The sequence below is a fragment of the Candidatus Vicinibacter proximus genome (assembly GCA_016713905.1).
Classification (GTDB): domain Bacteria; phylum Bacteroidota; class Bacteroidia; order Chitinophagales; family Saprospiraceae; genus Vicinibacter; species Vicinibacter proximus.
In genome coordinates this window covers 610971-629436 of record JADJOE010000003.1, presented here as the reverse complement: position 1 = coordinate 629436, position 18466 = coordinate 610971, and the positions used below count along the sequence as shown (strand labels likewise).

Here is an 18466-nt window from a genome sequence, read left to right as displayed (position 1 = left end):
CTCTATATGAATCGAGTCACTGTACTGGCATTTCTTAGCCTTTGCCTTACCATATCCAGCGCACAAGAGTCTTTACCAAATGAAATTCCTATTCCTGAATGGGCTAGATCCGGTGTGATTTACGAGGTAAACATTAGACAATATACCCCTGAAGGAACATTAAATGCATTTAGAAAACACCTTCCCAGATTAAAAGAAATGGGTGTAGAGGTGATTTGGCTGATGCCGATTTTTCCTATTGGCAAAGAAAAGAGAAAAGGTTCGCTGGGGTCCTATTACTCAGTCTCCAGTTATACAGAAGTAAACCCCGAATTTGGCACTAAAGATGATTTCAAAACCTTGGTATATGAAATTCATCAACTAGGGATGAAAGTAATTTTGGATTGGGTGGCCAACCATACAGGATGGGATCACCCATGGATTAAAGAACATCCTGACTGGTATATTCATGATCCTGTTACAGATACAATATTACATGTTGAAAAAACGGATTGGTACGATGTAGCAGATTTAGATTTTAATCAAAAAGCTATGCGCACTTCCATGGTAAAATCCATGCTGTATTGGGTAGATGTTATGGGTGTAGATGGTTTTCGTCAGGATGTTGCATATATGGTTCCTGAATCTTTTTGGAGACAATTCCTCCGTACTTTAATCTCCTTAAAAAAAGAGATATTTTTACTAGCCGAAGCTGAATTGCCCGAGTTCAGAAACTTAGCCTACTTTCATACAGACTATGGGTGGGCTTTTAAAAATCTGACCTGGGACATAGCAGCAGGTAAAAAAAATGCAAATGATTTTAGATTATACCATCAACAGGACCAGGAAAAATTTCAGAAAGGATGCCACATGTATTTTACCAGCAACCATGATGAAAACAGCTGGAATGGAAATGAATTTGAAAAACTTGGACCAGCACATCAATTATTTAGTGCCTTAACTTTCACCTTTGATGGGATTCCACTGATCTACAGCGGACAAGAAGAGCCTTTGAACAGAAGATTAAAATTTTTTGACAAAGACACCATTGGTTTTAAAAATTTCCATTACGCGCCATTTTATAAAATGTTATCCGTAATTCGAAAATCCCATCCTGTATTTAGGCCGGACGTACCAGTGAATTGGTTGACTAATTCCAACATGAATAATATTCTCAGTTATTCCAGAAAGAACAATGTCGAAGAAGCCATCTGTATTTTTAATCTATCTCCATTAGAACAAGAAGTAAGCCTTCAAAACATAACGGATAAGCAATCCTACAAAGATCTGGTTACCGGAAAAAAGATTAAATTATTCTCAGAAAAAAAGATAAAGTTGAAAGCTTGGGAGTATAAAATTCTAATAAAATAAATCGTCATGAAAGAAAAACCGGAACTCAATTTTTGGCAAATCTGGAACATGAGCTTCGGCTTTATGGGCATACAATTTGGCTGGGGTTTGCAAATGGCAAACATGAGTCCCATCTACCGTTATCTTGGCGCAAAACCGGATGAGTTGCCCATTCTTTGGCTGGCAGCCCCTATGACAGGTCTATTGATCCAACCCATAATCGGTTATTGGTCTGATCGCACCTGGACTCCACTGGGACGAAGAAAACCATACTTTTTGGTCGGTGCAATTCTATCGACTTTAGCCTTAATTGCGATGCCAAATTGTAGTGCATTATGGATGGCTGCAGGTTTACTATGGGTTTTGGACGCATCCATTAATGTGTCCATGGAACCTTTTCGCGCCTTTGTTGCAGACCTTCTTCCAAAGAATCAATATACCCGAGGCTATACCATGCAAAGTTTTTTTATTGGTGTGGGTGCTGTAATTGCTTCTGCCCTACCTTGGCTAATGAGCAAGTTTCTAAACCTTGAGAATATCGAAGGACAATCTATTCCACAATCTGTAAAATACTCATTTTATATAGGCGCATTTGCATTTATCAGTGCAGTGGTTTATACGGTTATCACTACCAAAGAATATCCACCGGACGGGGAAAAATTAAAAAACGAATCCGCTAAAGGGGAGATAGGTTTCATTCAAAGTATCCTGAATGGCATAAGAGAAATATGGAATCATATTTTCAACATGCCTGCCGTGATGAATAAAATAGCACTGGTTCAGTTTTTTACCTGGCTGGGCTTGTTCCTCATGTGGTTTTATTTTGGAGATGCCGTTGCCACATTCATCTTTCATGCTCCTTCGCCTGATTCTAATTTATATAAAGAAGGTGCAGAATGGTCAGGATTGATGTTCTCTTTTTATTCATTGATCACCATGTTATTTGCTTTAGTACTTGGTAAACTTGCAGATAAATTTGGAAAAATAAATATGCACACCATTTGTCTTACTGCAGGCGCCATAGGGCTCATTTCCCTTTCTGTGATCGAGCATAAATTTGCACTTATCTTTTGTATGCTCGGTGTAGGTATTGCATGGACCAGTATTTTATCCATGCCCTATGCAATTTTTGCACCACATCTCCCGGAAAACAAGATTGGCGTTTACATGGGAATATTTAATTTTTTCATCGTTATCCCTGAAATTATGGCTACTTTATTTTTTGGTTTTATCATGAAGAATTTTTTACAAAACAATTCTATGTATGCCGTCATTCTCGGTGGGATCATGTTACTCATCGCAGCTGTTCTTTGTCTTAGAATAAAAGAAAATTAATTGCATTTTAAAATTAGTTTACCTCGTAAAGAAATAGATTGATATGCAATATTTCAGATTTAGTGTAATTTATATTCTCTGCATTTTTATTTTATCAACAGTCGGTTTTTCAGCACTATCTCAAAATATTGACCCCACTCAGCGAATTCCGGATGGCGTGGTCATTCCGGAATACTTCCGTCGCACCACAACACCGGCAGAACAGGTATCTGCGCGGATTGATCCTCCATTTTGGTGGTGCAATATGCCTAACTCTTCTCTTACTCTGCTCATTCACGACAAAAATATTGGATTATCCGAAATCAGCATTTCCAATCCGCTTATCAAGATAACACAGAAACATTATCTGGAAAACAAAAATTATCTGTCCTTTGACCTCGACCTTTCTAAAGTAAAAAAAGGAATCCCCTTTGAAATAACTTTAACCAAAGGGAAACAAATAAAAAAATATACTTACACACTAAAAGACAGAATTAAAAAATCAAATCTTAAACCACTCGATGCTTCAGATCTAATATATCTGCTTATGCCGGATCGGTTTGCCAATGGAGATCTTTCCAACGACAATATACCCGGCATGAACCAACAGGGTGTAAATCGTACAAAAATGTATTTTCGGCATGGTGGTGATTTGAAAGGCATACAAGACCATTTGGACTATATTTCTAAAAATCATTTTACCTGTATATGGCTTAACCCGATTCAGGAAAATAATCAGTTTGCTGAATCCTATCATGGGTATGCCATAACGGATCATTTTCGCATTGATCCCAGGTTTGGGAATAATGAGGATTATTTGAATCTGGTTAAGGCCTCACATGATCGTGGAATTAAAGTGATTATGGATCTCGTTTTCAATCATTGCGGGACCGAACATTATTTTATAAAAGATTTGCCAAATGACAATTGGCTGCATCAATGGGATACTTTTACCCGAACCAATTACAACGCCTTACCTTTAGTGGACCCACATAGTTCTGCATTAGATAAAAGAATAACGGTAGAGGGTTGGTTTGATAAAAGTATGCCTGACCTGAATCAAGATCAGATTGTACTTGGAAATTATCTTATCCAATATTCCATCTGGTGGTGTGAATTTGCAGATCTGGATGGGTTGAGGGTAGATACTTGGTTCTATTCAGACAAGAATTTTATGGGAAAGTGGCAACGCGCGATGCAAAATTATGACCCTTCCATAAAAATATTTCAGGAGACATGGGTAAATGCTCCGGGAATTCTTAGCTATTTTAACAGTAAAGAGTTTCTGGGTAAACAAAAGTTTCCAACACAGATCAAAGATTTCCCGCTTGCCTTTGCCATACATGAAGCTTTGACAAAACCTTACAGTTGGGATGGAGGTGTTGGAAAATTACATTATACCTTGGCTCAAGATTATAATTATTATCAGCCGGAAAACAACCTTATATTTCTGGACAATCATGATCTAAGTAGAATCTATTCCATATTAGGCGAAGATCTCAACAAATGGAAACAAGCCATTGCTCTAATGTTTTGCCTGAGAGGAATACCGGCGTTCTATTATGGCACAGAGATTTTAATGAAAAATTATGCTAATCCGGATGGTCTGGTAAGAGAGGATTTTCCGGGTGGGTGGAAGGAGGACAGCGTCAATTATTTTGTTTCTTCTAACCTCAATGATCAAAGAAAAGAAGCATTTGATTTTTTTAATGTGTTGAGTGCTTATCGTAAACAACACCAAGAGTTCTACAAAAATGCTCAATTCACTCAGTTCCTTTGCAAAGATGGCTTATATACCAGCTATCTAAAGCATCAAAACAAAGTGCTGCTCTGTATGATCAATACGGATAACATCCCAAGAAAAAAAGATTTGGGCGATATTTTTTCAATTTCAGTCAAAAACAGTACGGATATACTTCACTTATCTAATACAACATCAGCAATTGAAATTCCTGCAAACGGATTAAGAATTCTGGAATTGGAATTGAACACAAATTAATGTGTTTATGCATTCATCATTTTCTAAAAATGCAATTCATTTAGTCACTTATTGCCAATATTTTTGAGGCAATAAATTTGTTTTTTGAAAATATTCTACAAAAATAAATTCCCTTAACTGGTTTTTGTTCGTCAAATAACTCAACCACTTTAGTCTCAGGAAAATTTATAGATAAAATATTTATTCCCTCCAGATTATATATTTCCACACGATCAAAATCATCTTCCGATTCAATATGCAATTTTCCATTCGAAGGGTTTGGAATAATACGGTACAAATTTGAGATCTTGACGGGGTCATGAGTGCCCACATTGGTCCATCCGGATTGATCCACATACAAGCGATAATCTCCGGGTTCAAGATTCATAATATATCTGGGGTCATTGACCATTAAACTTGTTCCATCCAATACATTATACCATATCCCAGTGTGGGGAAAAGTCAACTCAGGATTTCTCTTAATGACGTCAAAATTTCCAATTACCAAGGCATTGAGGTTTGATGAAATAAATTTTATCCATTTGATGTACCCTTCACCAACCGACGATTGAAAGACAGAATTTTGCAGGAGACCGGATTGAACTTTGAATGCATTAATTTTAGAAATAAAATGAAAGAGAGACTTTCTTTCAGCTTGATCGAAATATTCAGATTTTACAGGTTTTGGATCCAGTCGGCAATTAGAATTTATAGTGCCATTTGTACAATGGTTAATAGAATATTCATAACCCAATTCACCATTTTGCCAGATCATTTTTGGACCTGGCATCATAAGATAAAAAAGATGTACTAATTTCTGTCTTTCTATTGCAGTCTTGAACTGTTTTATATTGTAGCTTCCATTACTGTTCCCATATTGCAGATTTTTGAAATTAAGTCTTTCTTCATCGTGGCTCTCCATATAAGAGATCAAATAATTTTTTGACCATCCTCTTTTTTCAGCAAGTGCTCCATTCAAATCATTTGACTTATAACCCATTGATGCCTCATTAAAATTATAATTTAAATTGCCCCAAAGAAGAAATCCATTTTTATACAAGTCAATTTCTTCCGCATTTTCGGCAAAGTGTTCCAGGATTAAATAGGCCTTTGGATTTATCTCTTTAACAGCATTTCCATAATCCTTCAAAATAGCTATACGACCTGGATCGTATCTCGCCATTAAGGATGCATCACTTCCACTGTTGAATTGGGTAAATCCCTTGGACAAATCAAAGCGAAAACCATCTATTCTAAATTCATTCAACCAATATTCCAAAACCTGTTTGACAAAAGTCTTGGTATAAATACTCTCATGATTAAAATCAAATCCAACGCTAAATGGGTGTCGTGCTGTGGCATTAAAATATGGCGAATCACCAGATGGCCTATTGTTTGCAGCATCCCAATACATCTGCACCAACGGACATTGCCCAAATGCATGATTGAACACAACGTCCAAAATGACTGCAATGCCGTTCTCGTGGCATGTATTGATTAGCTTTTTAAATTGTTCAGGGTTTCCATAATATTTGTCCAGCGCTGCGTGAAAGGAAGGATTGTATCCCCAGCTGTTGTTGCCTTCAAATTCATTTACGGGCATTAATTCGAGTGCATTAATTCCCAAAGTTTTTAGATAAGGAATTTTAGCAAGCACAGCATTATAACTTCTCTCTTCCGCAAAATCTCTAATGAGCAGTTCGTAAATCATCAACTGATCCGGTGGCACAGGATTGAAATTCACAGAAGTCCAATTAAAATTCGATTTAGAAAGCTTAAAGCTGCTAGTGTACCCGGATGTCAAACTTTTAGGATAAATTGGAATATTCGGATTTACAGAATTGGGGATTGCAGCATCATTCAATGGATCCAGGACCTGATGACTTAATGGATCGGCAATGATTAACTTTCCATCGATCAGATATTGATAAGTATAATGGAAAGTAGAATCCAATTGGTCAATCTTGATCCAGAATTTGTCCCCATCAATGGACTTATTCATTAAAGAAGATTCTGTGGGCAAATAGCTATTCCAATCTCCCAAAACATAAACATGTTTTTTTTGTGGTGCCGTCAACAGTAAATAAACTGAATGATCATTTATAACATTTATTCCAGGAAAAAGACCCGATGGTGGATTTTGAACCATTGTTTTTTGTTCGCCAACCAAAACATAATACACCAATTCGCGATATTCCGAACCAGACTGAATCGTGGCAAATATTTTATAATTTCCATCAACTGGTGTTTCCAAATTGTACATTAATTCCCTTCCCGTCCATTCACGTTGTAAATTGCCATTCAGATATAATTTAATGTCCGCTGATTTCGAACAAGCTATTGAAAAATTCACATTTACCCCCTTATCTACATTTTTAAATCTGCCGGATGGGTTTAGCCAAATAGCCTGTAATCCCCCACTTACATCAGCCAGTTCATAAAATATATCTCCCCCATTGCTTTCTCTCCCAGCTGCTGAACCGGTAGAATTCCTGAATACAAATGCCAATTTTAAAACCTTTTCATCCACAGGAACATTGTAAAACGAACGAATATGTAATTTGACCGTATACAGATTATTGCCTAAAGAGGTCATTAACAATTTAGTATCTGTTGACCCCCAGGAGCCCACTACAAATTTCCAATCGGAGGAAGTCTGGCTTTTCTCTGTTATCAATCCGGTATGCATATATACGGCTTGGTTCAGGTCTTTCAAGCCGCCATTCCCCTGAGTCGCATCATATAAAATAGTTACCGTATCTTCAACGGAAGGAAAACTTGGAAGGACAGTAATGATTTGGGCGCAAAGCGGATGAGCTACAAATACAAACAACCATAAAGCAAAATAAAAAACTGATTTCATTTTCATCATTGCAAAATTAAGAAATCAACAAGGATTGGGACATTTGGGTTCTAAATAAGGCAAATATATTTTAGAAGTGCGTTTATTAGAATGATGTACGCATTTTATTCGTTATATCTTGCCGGGCATTATTAAATTTGCAATCATTGTGCAATAAATATTATCTTTTATGCCACCTATTTTAGGATGGTATTATATTTATGACTTCATGCACAACGCATATGAAAACAAAACTCTTGATTTGGCTGATCTTTTTGTTAATTGCTTCTCATGGCTTTAGTCAAGATCTCCCACTCGAAAGACGATGCGATTGGAAAAATCCCGGGGCACATGAACTGGATACAAAAAAAATTTCTTTTGTTAATCCATTGGATTTTGGCGCTGATTCCTCCGGAAGGACGGATTGCACCACAGCTCTAAATAGTGCCATAATGTCCCTACAATCCAGAGCAGGAGTCATTTTATTTCCTCCAGGGAAATACATGTTCCTCAGTACTATCCAGCTAAGGGATAGTCTGGTCATCAGAGGTTCATGTGCTGAAAACACTTATTTTATCTTTGATTTGAAGGGCAGGCCGGAGGACTGTTTTTTAATCCGCGGAAAGAAAAACGTTACTTCAGTAAAGCTGGCTGCTGATGCATTAAAATCGTCCAAATCTGTTGCCCCCGCGGAAAACCTCAATTTAAAGAAAGGAGATTGGATTAAAATTTTTGAAGAAGACGCCAATAGAATTACTTCAAGCTGGGCCAGTAATAGTATTGGCCAACTTGTAAAAGTAAAAGACATCCAAAATAATGTACTTATCCTGGAAGAGGAATTGAGAATGGATTTTACACTTTTAAATCAGGCAGCCTACACTATCGTCTATCCGGCAAAAAATATCGGACTGGAGTCTTTCACTATAGAAAGAAAAGATGCCACTTCCTCGCAAACCCAAAACTTCAATTTGGAGCTTGCCACAAATTGCTGGGTCACAGGAATTGCGAGCAGGAATTGCAATTTTTCCCATATTACCATCCAAGAAAGCAGCCACATCAACGTAAAAAACTCGCATTTCTCTAAAGCATTTGATTATGGCGGCGGCGGGAAAGGATATGGTATTACTTTACAACAAACGAGTGGCAGGTGTTTTATCAGCAACAATATTTTTGAAAATTTAAGGCACTCCATCTTATTGCAATCTGCAGCAAACGGTAATGTCATTGCCTACAATTATTCGAAAGACCCGTTTTGGACCGGAACCATATTGCCTTCCAATTCTGCTGGCGATATAGTGCTCCACGGAAACTATCCATTTCAAAATCTTTTTGAAGGAAATATTTGTCAAAACATCGTAATAGACAATTCTCATGGAATAAATGGTTCTTATAATACATTTTATAGAAATCGTGCAGAACTCTATGGAATATTTATGAACGAAGGCGCAGGTGATTTGCAAAATTTTATTGGCAATGAAATAACCCATACCCTATTAGGACAATATTTCAAAACCGGTAAAGCCCATTATGAATTTGGAAACAACAGAAACCAAGTCAATATACCACCTAACACTTCTCAATTGACCACCAATACTTTATTTTTGGAAGGCAATCCTGATTGTCTATCAGATTTTACCAACTTTCCTTCGATTGGATATCCAAATAAATTAAATGAAGGCAAAAATGGTGCGAAGGAAAGATATGAAAATGGATTTACCACAATTTGCAGCGACAATAATAATATTTTCAGGGAGTCCATAAATATTCTATCTCCTAAAAATATATGCACTAATGCAGAATCTTTATTCAGCACTCCATACACTCCTTGCTCAGAGTTGGATTGGACAACCAGTAATGGAAAAATAATTTCAGGACAGGGAACTCGTTATGTTAAAATAGAATGGAACCAGCCAGGGGAAGCAATTATCACTTTGAAGCACACTTTCAACAAAGTCACAGAAACAATTTCCTCTACCGTTCAAGTTAAAGATTGCACGGAGACTGAAACACTGAACCATAGGAATATTTATGTTAATCTCCATGATGGAAATGTTAATATCGTTTCAAGTGTTGATGAGCAAGTTCAAAATATTTCCATTTTCAACACACAGGGTCAAAATCTATTTTCATTAAATATAGGCGCTACAAATACTTGGTACCAAACAAAAAAACTTGTGAAGGGAATATATTTAATAACTTTTTTTATTAACAACATCCCTCATCACAAAAAAATATTAATTTATTAATTTCAACAACTCATTTTGTGGAGCATATTAAAAACAATCCTACAGCCCAAATCCTGCAATTTACAAACTTGATTCATGTCGGAATTCTTTAAAGTTGACCATACCTTATTTAATATAATGGGCTACCCGGTGAGTTACATGGAATTTGTCGGAACCATTTTTGGAATTGCAGGCGTATGGCTTGCCGCCAAATCCAACATCCTCACTTGGCCAATTGGGTTGGTCAACATTATTTTATTTTTTCTGATTTTTTATCAGGTGCAATTGTATTCAGACATGTTCCTGCAAATTTATTTTTTTTTAATATCCCTGTATGGTTGGTTTTTTTGGGATAAAGAACTGCTTACCAAGGAGCCAATTAAAATTCTGAGCAATACCTGGAAAATATATTTATCAGTCCTTTGTGCTATACTGACATTTACTTTAGGTTATGCGATCTCACAACTTCATGTTTGGCTTCCAACTACTTTTCCAAAGCAGGCCGCATACCCTTATTGGGATACTTTTGTAGCCATTGGTAGTATCATTGCCAATACATTATTGGCAAGAAGAATTCTCGAAAACTGGATCATTTGGATTGTTGTAGATTTGATTTGCATCTATTTGTATTTCACCAAAGACATTGTATTTGTCGCATTGGAATTTATCATATTTTTAGGTCTTGCGATTTATGGCGCTTACCACTGGCGTGAAAAATATTTAAAACAGGCGGTTACTGTTTCTTAAAGTTTTTCCATAGCTTGTTGCAGATCCTCAATTAAATAATCTGCATCTTCTAAGCCTACATAAAACCTAATCATTCTGTGCTCCCTCATACCTGGATTAAAGGCAGATTTGGCCACACCTGCCATTCTTGGAATAACCAAACTTTCATGTCCACCCCAACTTACAGCCATCAAAAATCGTTGCAGCGATTGACAAAATTGCTCAATTTTTTCTGCAGAGTGACATTTGACGACGATGGTAAAAAGCCCACAAGCTCCTGACATTTGACTTTTCGCCAGGTTGTACTGAGGAAAAGACTCGTCCAATGAAAAAAGCATTTCTTCCACTTTTGGATGCCCCTTCATAAAGTTTACCACTTTACTTGTTGTTTGCGTGATCCGTTCCAATCTGGCGGGTAGAGTTCTCAAACCTCTGATCAATAACCAGGCATTAAATGGTTGGATTCCGTTTCCAGCCATCAGATATTCCAAATCAAAGATTTTCTTCATATGCTTTTTCGATCCGGACAAAACACCTGCTACTACGTCACTGTGACCACCAATATACTTTGTGGCAGATTGCAAACATAAATCGATGCCCATTTCAATTGGCCTTTGGTAAATCGGACTACAATATGAATTATCCACAACCGTTAAAATATTTCTTCTCTTTGCCTCAGTAGCAATAGCACGCAAATCCTGTATGGCAAAATCCCAACTATTAGGGGACTCCAAATAAATGATGCGTGTTTGATCATTAGCTGCCTGCCAAATATTATGAACATCTCTTGCATCCACATAACTGGTTTTTACACCAAATCTTGGCAGATGTAAATCGAATAATTTTTGTGCCCATGTGTACGGATTTTTTACAGAAATTATATGGTCCCCTTGTTGTAAAAATGGAACGACAGCAGAGTAGATTGCTGCTGCCCCCGAATTAAACACTAATGCATCCTCTGCGCCATCCAGTGCTGCTAATTTTTTTCTTAATATATCCACTGTTGGATTTAATCCACGCGAATACAGGTAACCACTGAATTCATCTTCAAATCTTTCCCGCATTTCCTGCACTGACCTGAAAGCAAAATTGCTGGTCTGTATTATTGGAGGTGCTATGGATTGAAAATAATTTTCCCTATCCTCACCTAACTCATTAATGATATACGATACGTTCATTCTTATTGGCTATTGAAAAAATTCCTGTTAATTTAATTATTTACGAATCGCTGATTTAAGTTAAAATCCATTACACTAAACCCGGAGCATGATGACTTAATTAGCAATTTGTCGGCTTTTCCTTATGACAAAATACAAAATTAAAAACACAACAAAAACTACAGTTCCAATAAGAGCCATCATTGGCGTGTTGAACAAAATGGATCCGCTGACAAATAAATACGCAACAATAAAAAATAATGTTGGTAACGGAAACCATTTCATTTGATAAATTCCAGTTTCGTTTAAGTGCTGTGTTTTTCTTCTTAAATAAAATAACGCAGCAGCCGAACTAACCATACCAATGCTGTCTAAAAACATGACAAATCCAAGAATGCGATCAAAAGTATTGGCATAGAATAATATGATGATGGTAAGTACTGTAAAAGCGGTGAGACTTACCGTTAATACTTCATGCGACCCATATTTCTTTTTAAAAATCGGTGGCAAAATCTGATCGTCCGCCATGGCATACATAACTCTTGGATTGGACAGTAAAAGCACATTGACATACGCTAAAACTGCAGTGAATAACAATAGAGAAAAAATAGTCTTTCCTATTGGGCCAAATAATTTTTCCCCGATTATAGAAGCTATCCCTCTGGCTTCTTTTAGTTGGTCAAAACCAATGACCTTGTAATAAACATAATTAGTCATCAAGTACAAGGAAATTACAATCAGAATTCCGGTCACAATTCCTCTTGGCACTGTTCTTTTTGCATTATCTACCTCTTCCCCAAAATTGATGGTCTGCTGGTACCCCCCGTATGTAAAACAAATTGCCACCAACGCAAGACCAAGAGATTGAAGAAAATCAATGGACTTCACAGGCGCAACCGAATCATGGTTGGATTGAAGGGATGGCACCAATAAAAAAACAGAAGATATGATTAGCAACAATAAACTAATTTTAATGAGCATTAAGACATTCTGTGTTGTTGAACTCATTTTGAGACCCAATAGATTTACCCCATAAAACAACAATATTGCGGTGATCGCGATAAAAGACTTACCGACATCCGTCATGCCCCCGGGCGCTACAACGGAAGCCAGATAATCGCTGCCAATCAATGCTACCCCGGCCAAGGAAGCTGAGTTTGAAATGATGATGACACAGTTTAATGCAAACGCAATCGATGGATGGTAAGCATAGGAAAATACTTTATAGTAACCACCTGTAATGGGATATCTTGATCCAATTTCAGCATAAGTGAGTGCTCCACAAAGAGCCACCAAACCTCCAAGTATCCAGGCTGTAAAAAAGACTTCCGGTGTAATGGATGCCTTTGCAGCATCTGACGCTGTCCTGAAAATTCCCATCCCAATAACCAGACCGATGACAATCATGGTTAACGAAAAAGCATTTAACTTTTGAACAGACATAACCGTAATTTTTTAAAATACCAAGAGTTGAATGTAGTCCTGTAAAAAGACGGGTAAATATATCAATATTTTAATCCGATTTCTTATTCCTGATTCCCGAATGGCCCAAACTCCAACTGCTGCCATCGAATATTTAGATCCTTTTCTTACTTCAATAACAAATAGTCTATTTTTGCGAAGTGGGAAAGTGGGCTTTTCATTTAATGTGGTATTGTCTTGGAGCATTATGTTTGTTTCAATGCAAGAATGTGCAATTAAATAATTTATCCAGCGCACAAATGCTCAATGAATTATTATTAAATTGCTCACCCACTAAAAAAATAGACTTTTATATCTTGCCTGATTCAGATGATTTCAAAAATATTCCTCAGGATACCGGCAATCTTATTACAGCAGATAAAGTTGAACTTGGAAAATTCCTTTTTTTCGATCCCGCAATATCCTTCAACCCAAAGTGTATCGCGGCAGCAAGAACTTTTTCCTGTGCTACCTGTCACTTTGCGGATGCAGGTTTTCAGGCTGGAATTATACAAAGTATAGCCGGAGGTGGTCGTGGTTTTGGTTTTTCCAGACACAAACATCCTCTTTGTGATACGTCGGAAATGGATGTCCAGATGATACGCACCCCAAGTATTGTCAATTGTGCTTATCAGGAGGTTCAATTATGGAGCGGTAAGTTTGGCGCTACCGGCCCAAATACAGGTACAGACAGCTTATGGCCAAAAGGCAGTTTTACCGAACTAAACAGACTTGGGATGCAAGGGGTTGAAACGCAAGCTCGAATTGCCCTTGAAGCACATGGCATGAGGATGAGTCCTGAATTAATTACAAAGACGATTTACCAATCCTTATTCGACACTGCTTTTGCCCAGGTTGACCCTAACCTGAAATATCGCAGAATCAGTATGGCTAAGGCTATAGCAGCCTTTGAAAGAGTTGTGCTGAGTAATAAAGCACCCTTTCAGCTATGGCTCAAGGGAGACAGCCTGGCCTTAAGTCCCAAGCAAATCAAAGGTGCATGTCTTTTTTTTGGCAAGGCAAAATGTTACAACTGTCACACAGGTCCAGCACTAAACTCCATGAGTTTTCATGCCCTTGGGATGAATGATTTCAATTTAAAATCCATCATTTTAAAGGACAGTCTGGATGACCACCACCTTGGCAGAGGTGGATTTACAAAAAAAGAAGCCGACATGTACTGTTTTAAGGTTCCTCAATTATACAATCTGAAAGACGCAGGATTTTTGGGACATGGTGGCAGTTTTTGTTCGGTAGAAGAGGTCATCAGGTATAAGAATAATGCCATTCCTGAGAACCATATGGTGCCCACAAAAAATCTGTCTTCCTTTTTTGTTCCCTTGGGCCTCCGGGAAGATGAAATTATTGCTCTTACGGATTTTATTGAAAATGCCCTACACGATCCCGACCTCAAAAGATATGAACCCAAATCAGTACCTTCGGGTTTTTGTTTTCCTAATGCCGACAAACTCAGTAAACAACAACTGGGATGTCGCTAAACAAAGCACATTTAAAATTGAAACCTATTTCAATTTGTATTACCACCACTTCAGATTTTGGTTTTGACCAGCGACTGCAAAGAGTTTCCGGTACTCTGCGTGCAATGGGTTACCAAATAACCATTCTTAGCCGAAACAAATCGAAGAAAAAACAATCCACACCATCACCAAACAAGGATCAAAAACAATCTATCACTAATATTTTAATAAGGACTTGGTTCTCCTCTTCTTTCCTGTTCTATGCGGAATACAATCTGCGTTTGTTCTGGAAGTTACTTTCCATATCCCCAAATTGGGTTTATGCAGTCGATGCAGATACCCTGTTGGCTTCCTCTACTTTTAAAAAAATAAAAGGAGGTAAACTCATTTTTGATGCACATGAATTCTTTGAAGAAAGCCCTGAGATAATCGGTAAAAATTTGATACAAAAAACCTGGTCTCACATTATAAAATGGGGCACATCCAATGCCGATTTATGCCTTACAGTAGCACCAATCCTGGCAGAAGTTCTAAGCCAAAAATACAAAGTCAAATTTCATTCCATTCGCAATCTTCCAATAAAAAAGAACTTCCCGGAATCTTTTACCAATAGACAAAAAGTTATTTGGTATCAAGGGGTCCTGAATATAGGCAGAGGTCTTGAACTGACCATTCAGGCTTTACGTTTATTGCCTGAATACCAATTATGGATTGCTGGTGACGGGGATATTTCAGATCAATTACATGAACTCGTATTGAAACTAAATTTATCTGAGCGGGTCAAATTCTTTGGCAAACTATCTCCGGAAGAATTAAGCAAAATTAATTCCAAAGCCTACCTAGGAATCAATTTACTGGAAGGGAAAAGTTTGAATTATTACTATTCCCTGGCAAACAAAACCTTTGATTACATCCAGGCAGGTTTACCTGCACTTCATATGAATTATCCGGAATATAAAAACCTGACTGCTGAATTTGCAGTAGGTATTCTTTTATTGGACTGTACCCCGGAAGAAATTTCTGCTGCGGTTCGATCATTGGAGCAAGACGATCACTATAGTGTTATGTTTCTGGCCTGTAAACAAGCTTCGAATGTTTTAATTTGGGAAAATGAATCCCCAAAGCTGGTTAGACTGATTCAAACTCTGGAGCAGAAAGTCTAAAGCCTCCGCATCTTTCATTAAAATAAATATATATAACTTATTATAATATAATACCTTTGCCAAAACTTTACTTTGCGAGCAGATAGTGGAACGAGTACCTTTATGCATGTCCTGGCTGTAGCCTTGGTATTCTCTTTACTGGGACTGGCATTACTTGCCTTTATCCACAGTGTTCGGCTTGAAGACAGAATCAGCACAGAGACTCCCTATATCATAGAATTAAGAAAAAACTATGCTACCGATTCCTTTGAAGTGTTAAAAAACTGGCTGAACAGTCAATCCGGAATTGTATCTGGAAGCTTGCAGCTAATTACTAAGGAAGAAGCCTTAAAGGAAATGACATCCGATCCACGCGTGGATATTGCATTAACCCCCGGAGAAAACCCTTTTTTTGACATCATTTGGATTGGACTGGATCCCAAACAAGATCAAGAAGCCACCATCCAAAAAATCCAGGAACACCTTAGGACACAATCGATTGTAAATGTGGCTGGTGACCATGTGGCTTTAAAACCTGAATTGGCAAAAAGCCTTGGCAAAATAAAAACTGTATTCATCTTCATAACCTTGCTAACTGCCATTCTGGCCTTTTTGGTTACAGGATACCTGGTTAGGGTGTACATCCGTACAAAATTTGAAATCATTCAACTGTGGCGCCTTTTAGGCAGCACAGAAGAAAAGATTACGAAACCATATATCCGTATAGCCATTACTCATGGAGTAGCCAGCGCATTAATGGCTATTGGACTCATGGGACTAGCCTTATTGGCATTATTTTACCTATCACCTTGGATATATAATTTAATTGATCTGAAAAATTTTGTGTTGGTTATGCTCGTTTTATTGGTAATTGGGCCAACTTTGCACATTATGGGGATACGTCGGGCACTAAATTCATATCTTAACAAATAAAATCAATCATGGGAGAATCGAAATCAAAAAAAGCACCCATAAAATCCAATTCTGCTGGAGAAATGGATACACAAAAAGTTATTTCTTCTTTAAAATTCAACAAATCCAATGAGATGACCTATGGTAAATCTCATATTAAGATTGTATTGATAGGCCTCGGCTTGATCGCATTAGGTTTATTGTTGATGTCAGGAGGATGGATGCCTTCCCCTGATGTTTGGGATGAAAGTATAATCTATTCTACAAGAAGAACTGTAGTTGCACCTATTTTTATCATTGCTGGACTTGCTGTGCAGGTTTATGCAATTTTCAAAGACTAATTTATGTCTGAATATCTGATTATTCTGATCCTTGGCATCGTTCAGGGATTGACGGAATTTTTACCGGTAAGTTCAGATGGGCATCTTGAGTTGGCCAAATATTTTTTGGGGGACCATTCTTCTGCCGTGGATAGCCTCCAGCTGACAGTGATTCTTCACATGGCAACTGCCTTGAGTATCCTATTTGTGTTTAGGAAAAGAATATTGGAATTGATAAAAGGTCTATTCAACTCTTCAGATAAAACTTCAAAAACTTTTAGCACCCATATCCTAATTTCCATGATACCCGCTGCAATTGTAGGACTGTTTTTTGAAAAACAGGTTAGCGAGTTATTCAATGGAAAAATCATGTTTGTCGCCTGCATGATCTTTACTAATGGTCTGATCCTTATGCTTGGGCATTACAGAACTTTAGCCACAGGGTCAAATAGCAATTGGAAATCTTTTATGATGGGGATCAGTCAGGCCGTAGCCATACTTCCCGGAATCAGCAGGTCTGGAAGTACAATTGCCACTGCAAGTCTTACCAATTTTGAGCGAAATGAGGCGATCAGCTTTTCTTTTTTGATGGTAGTACCATTAATTCTGGGTAAAATTGCAAAGGATATCATGGAAGGAGGGATGATGGTTTCTTCTTATTCACTTTCTGCCGTATTGTTGGGATTTGTAACCGCATTTGTTACCGGCGTGCTGGCATGTGGATGGATGTTGACATTGGTAAGAAATACCAAAATGAATTATTTTGCCTGGTATTGTATCGTCCTGGGTGCAGGATTAATCATTTATTTGCTTTTAAATCGTTAACACTGATCGCAACACCCAAAAATATTCAAGAAATTGATTTATCTACAGGAGCTGTTTTTCTTGTAAACAAGCCATTGCGGATGACCTCATTTTTTGTTGTGGACCGCATTAAAAGAGCCATTTGGCGATCATCAAAACAAAAAATAAAAATTGGGCACGCCGGCACGCTCGACCCTTTAGCATCCGGGTTGTTGATATTGTGTACCGGCAGAATGACAAAAAAAATAGATGATTATCAAGCCCGTGAGAAACATTATACCGGACATTTCACATTGGGTGCTTCAACGCCAAGTTATGATCTAGAAACAGAAGTAATCGAATTTGCCGATCCAACAGGCATAAGCCTGGATGCATTGGAAAATTGTAGAAAATCATTTCTTGGCTATCAGGAATTAGTGCCCCCAGCCCATTCTGCCGTTAAGATAGGAGGCAAAAGAGCATATACACTGGCCAGGAACGGAGAAGAGGTAGTTTTGGCTGCTAAACCCATTTATATCTCTGAAATGACCATAAACACTGAACATTTTCCACGGATCGGCTTCAGCATTCATTGCACAAAAGGAACCTACATTCGCTCAATAGCCCACGAATTTGGGCGCAGACTGGGAAATGCCGCTTACCTTTCTGCTTTAACCAGGCAAAAAATTGGTGAATACGCTTTGGAGGACGCCTGGGAATTGGATGAACTGATCAAAATTCTTAATCCCTTTAATCCACCTTTGGAGCCCTGATTCGTTCTAACTTTGTCAGGAAAACG

The 18466-nt window shown here is 37.7% G+C and carries 14 protein-coding genes; 11 read left to right on the top strand and 3 right to left on the bottom strand.

The window, feature by feature from the left end; genetic code table 11:
- The first annotated feature begins 6 nt into the window (after positions 1-6).
- The 3 genes from IPJ83_10965 to IPJ83_10955 are packed head-to-tail and all read left to right on the top strand — an operon-like array spanning position 7 to position 4642.
- The gene (locus IPJ83_10965) at positions 7-1350 is read left to right on the top strand and encodes an alpha-amylase (protein ID MBK7881063.1); all 1344 of its coding nucleotides are present in this window, start codon (positions 7-9) and stop codon (positions 1348-1350) included.
- Between the two features lie 6 nt (positions 1351-1356).
- Positions 1357-2664: an MFS transporter gene (locus IPJ83_10960; GenBank protein ID MBK7881062.1), complete on the top strand. Its 1308-nt coding sequence runs from the start codon at positions 1357-1359 to the stop codon at positions 2662-2664.
- Between the two features lie 43 nt (positions 2665-2707).
- Positions 2708-4642: a cyclomaltodextrinase N-terminal domain-containing protein gene (locus tag IPJ83_10955; GenBank protein ID MBK7881061.1), complete on the top strand. Its 1935-nt coding sequence runs from the start codon at positions 2708-2710 to the stop codon at positions 4640-4642.
- A gap of 40 nt (positions 4643-4682) precedes the next feature.
- On the opposite strand, the gene IPJ83_10950 is transcribed toward IPJ83_10955, so the two are convergent.
- On the bottom strand, positions 4683-7484 hold the full coding sequence (locus tag IPJ83_10950) for a T9SS type A sorting domain-containing protein (protein ID MBK7881060.1): 2802 nt from the start codon (positions 7482-7484) through the stop codon (positions 4683-4685).
- A 221-nt stretch (positions 7485-7705) separates the two neighbouring features.
- Here IPJ83_10950 and IPJ83_10945 point away from each other — a divergent pair, with 221 nt between their 5' ends.
- Complete coding sequence (locus IPJ83_10945) at positions 7706-9709, top strand: T9SS type A sorting domain-containing protein (GenBank protein ID MBK7881059.1); 2004 nt, start codon at positions 7706-7708, stop codon at positions 9707-9709.
- A gap of 75 nt (positions 9710-9784) precedes the next feature.
- Positions 9785-10435, top strand: a complete 651-nt coding sequence (locus IPJ83_10940) for a nicotinamide mononucleotide transporter (GenBank protein MBK7881058.1) — start codon at positions 9785-9787, stop codon at positions 10433-10435.
- Here the strand turns inward: IPJ83_10940 and IPJ83_10935 are convergent.
- On the bottom strand, positions 10432-11592 hold the full coding sequence (locus IPJ83_10935; protein MBK7881057.1) for a PLP-dependent transferase: 1161 nt from the start codon (positions 11590-11592) through the stop codon (positions 10432-10434). The genes IPJ83_10940 and IPJ83_10935 overlap by 4 nt on opposite strands.
- Positions 11593-11688: 96 nt before the next feature.
- Entirely contained in the window at positions 11689-13014 is a 1326-nt protein-coding gene (locus IPJ83_10930) for an APC family permease (GenBank protein ID MBK7881056.1), read from the bottom strand.
- Positions 13015-13262: 248 nt separating this feature from the next.
- On the opposite strand from IPJ83_10930, the gene IPJ83_10925 reads away from it, so the two are divergent.
- The 6 genes from IPJ83_10925 to truB all read left to right on the top strand — a co-directional run bounded on the left by IPJ83_10925 (position 13263) and on the right by truB (position 18440).
- Positions 13263-14531, top strand: coding sequence for a cytochrome-c peroxidase (locus tag IPJ83_10925; protein ID MBK7881055.1), 1269 nt, complete (start codon positions 13263-13265; stop codon positions 14529-14531).
- Complete coding sequence (locus tag IPJ83_10920; GenBank protein ID MBK7881054.1) at positions 14522-15673, top strand: glycosyltransferase; 1152 nt, start codon at positions 14522-14524, stop codon at positions 15671-15673. Before IPJ83_10925 ends, IPJ83_10920 begins: the two co-directional genes overlap by 10 nt.
- Before the next feature lie 72 nt (positions 15674-15745).
- Positions 15746-16585, top strand: coding sequence for a hypothetical protein (locus IPJ83_10915; GenBank protein MBK7881053.1), 840 nt, complete (start codon positions 15746-15748; stop codon positions 16583-16585).
- An 8-nt stretch (positions 16586-16593) separates the two neighbouring features.
- Positions 16594-16905 carry a DUF3098 domain-containing protein gene (locus IPJ83_10910; GenBank protein ID MBK7881052.1) on the top strand — a complete coding sequence of 104 codons (312 nt, stop codon included), beginning with the start codon at positions 16594-16596 and terminating at the stop codon, positions 16903-16905.
- 3 nt (positions 16906-16908) lie between these two features.
- A complete protein-coding gene (locus tag IPJ83_10905) occupies positions 16909-17709 on the top strand; it encodes an undecaprenyl-diphosphate phosphatase (GenBank protein MBK7881051.1) in 801 nt (266 codons plus the stop codon).
- A complete protein-coding gene (truB, locus tag IPJ83_10900) occupies positions 17607-18440 on the top strand; it encodes a tRNA pseudouridine(55) synthase TruB (GenBank protein MBK7881050.1) in 834 nt (277 codons plus the stop codon). The genes IPJ83_10905 and truB overlap by 103 nt, the downstream gene beginning before the upstream one ends.
- Positions 18441-18466: the final 26 nt, after the last annotated feature.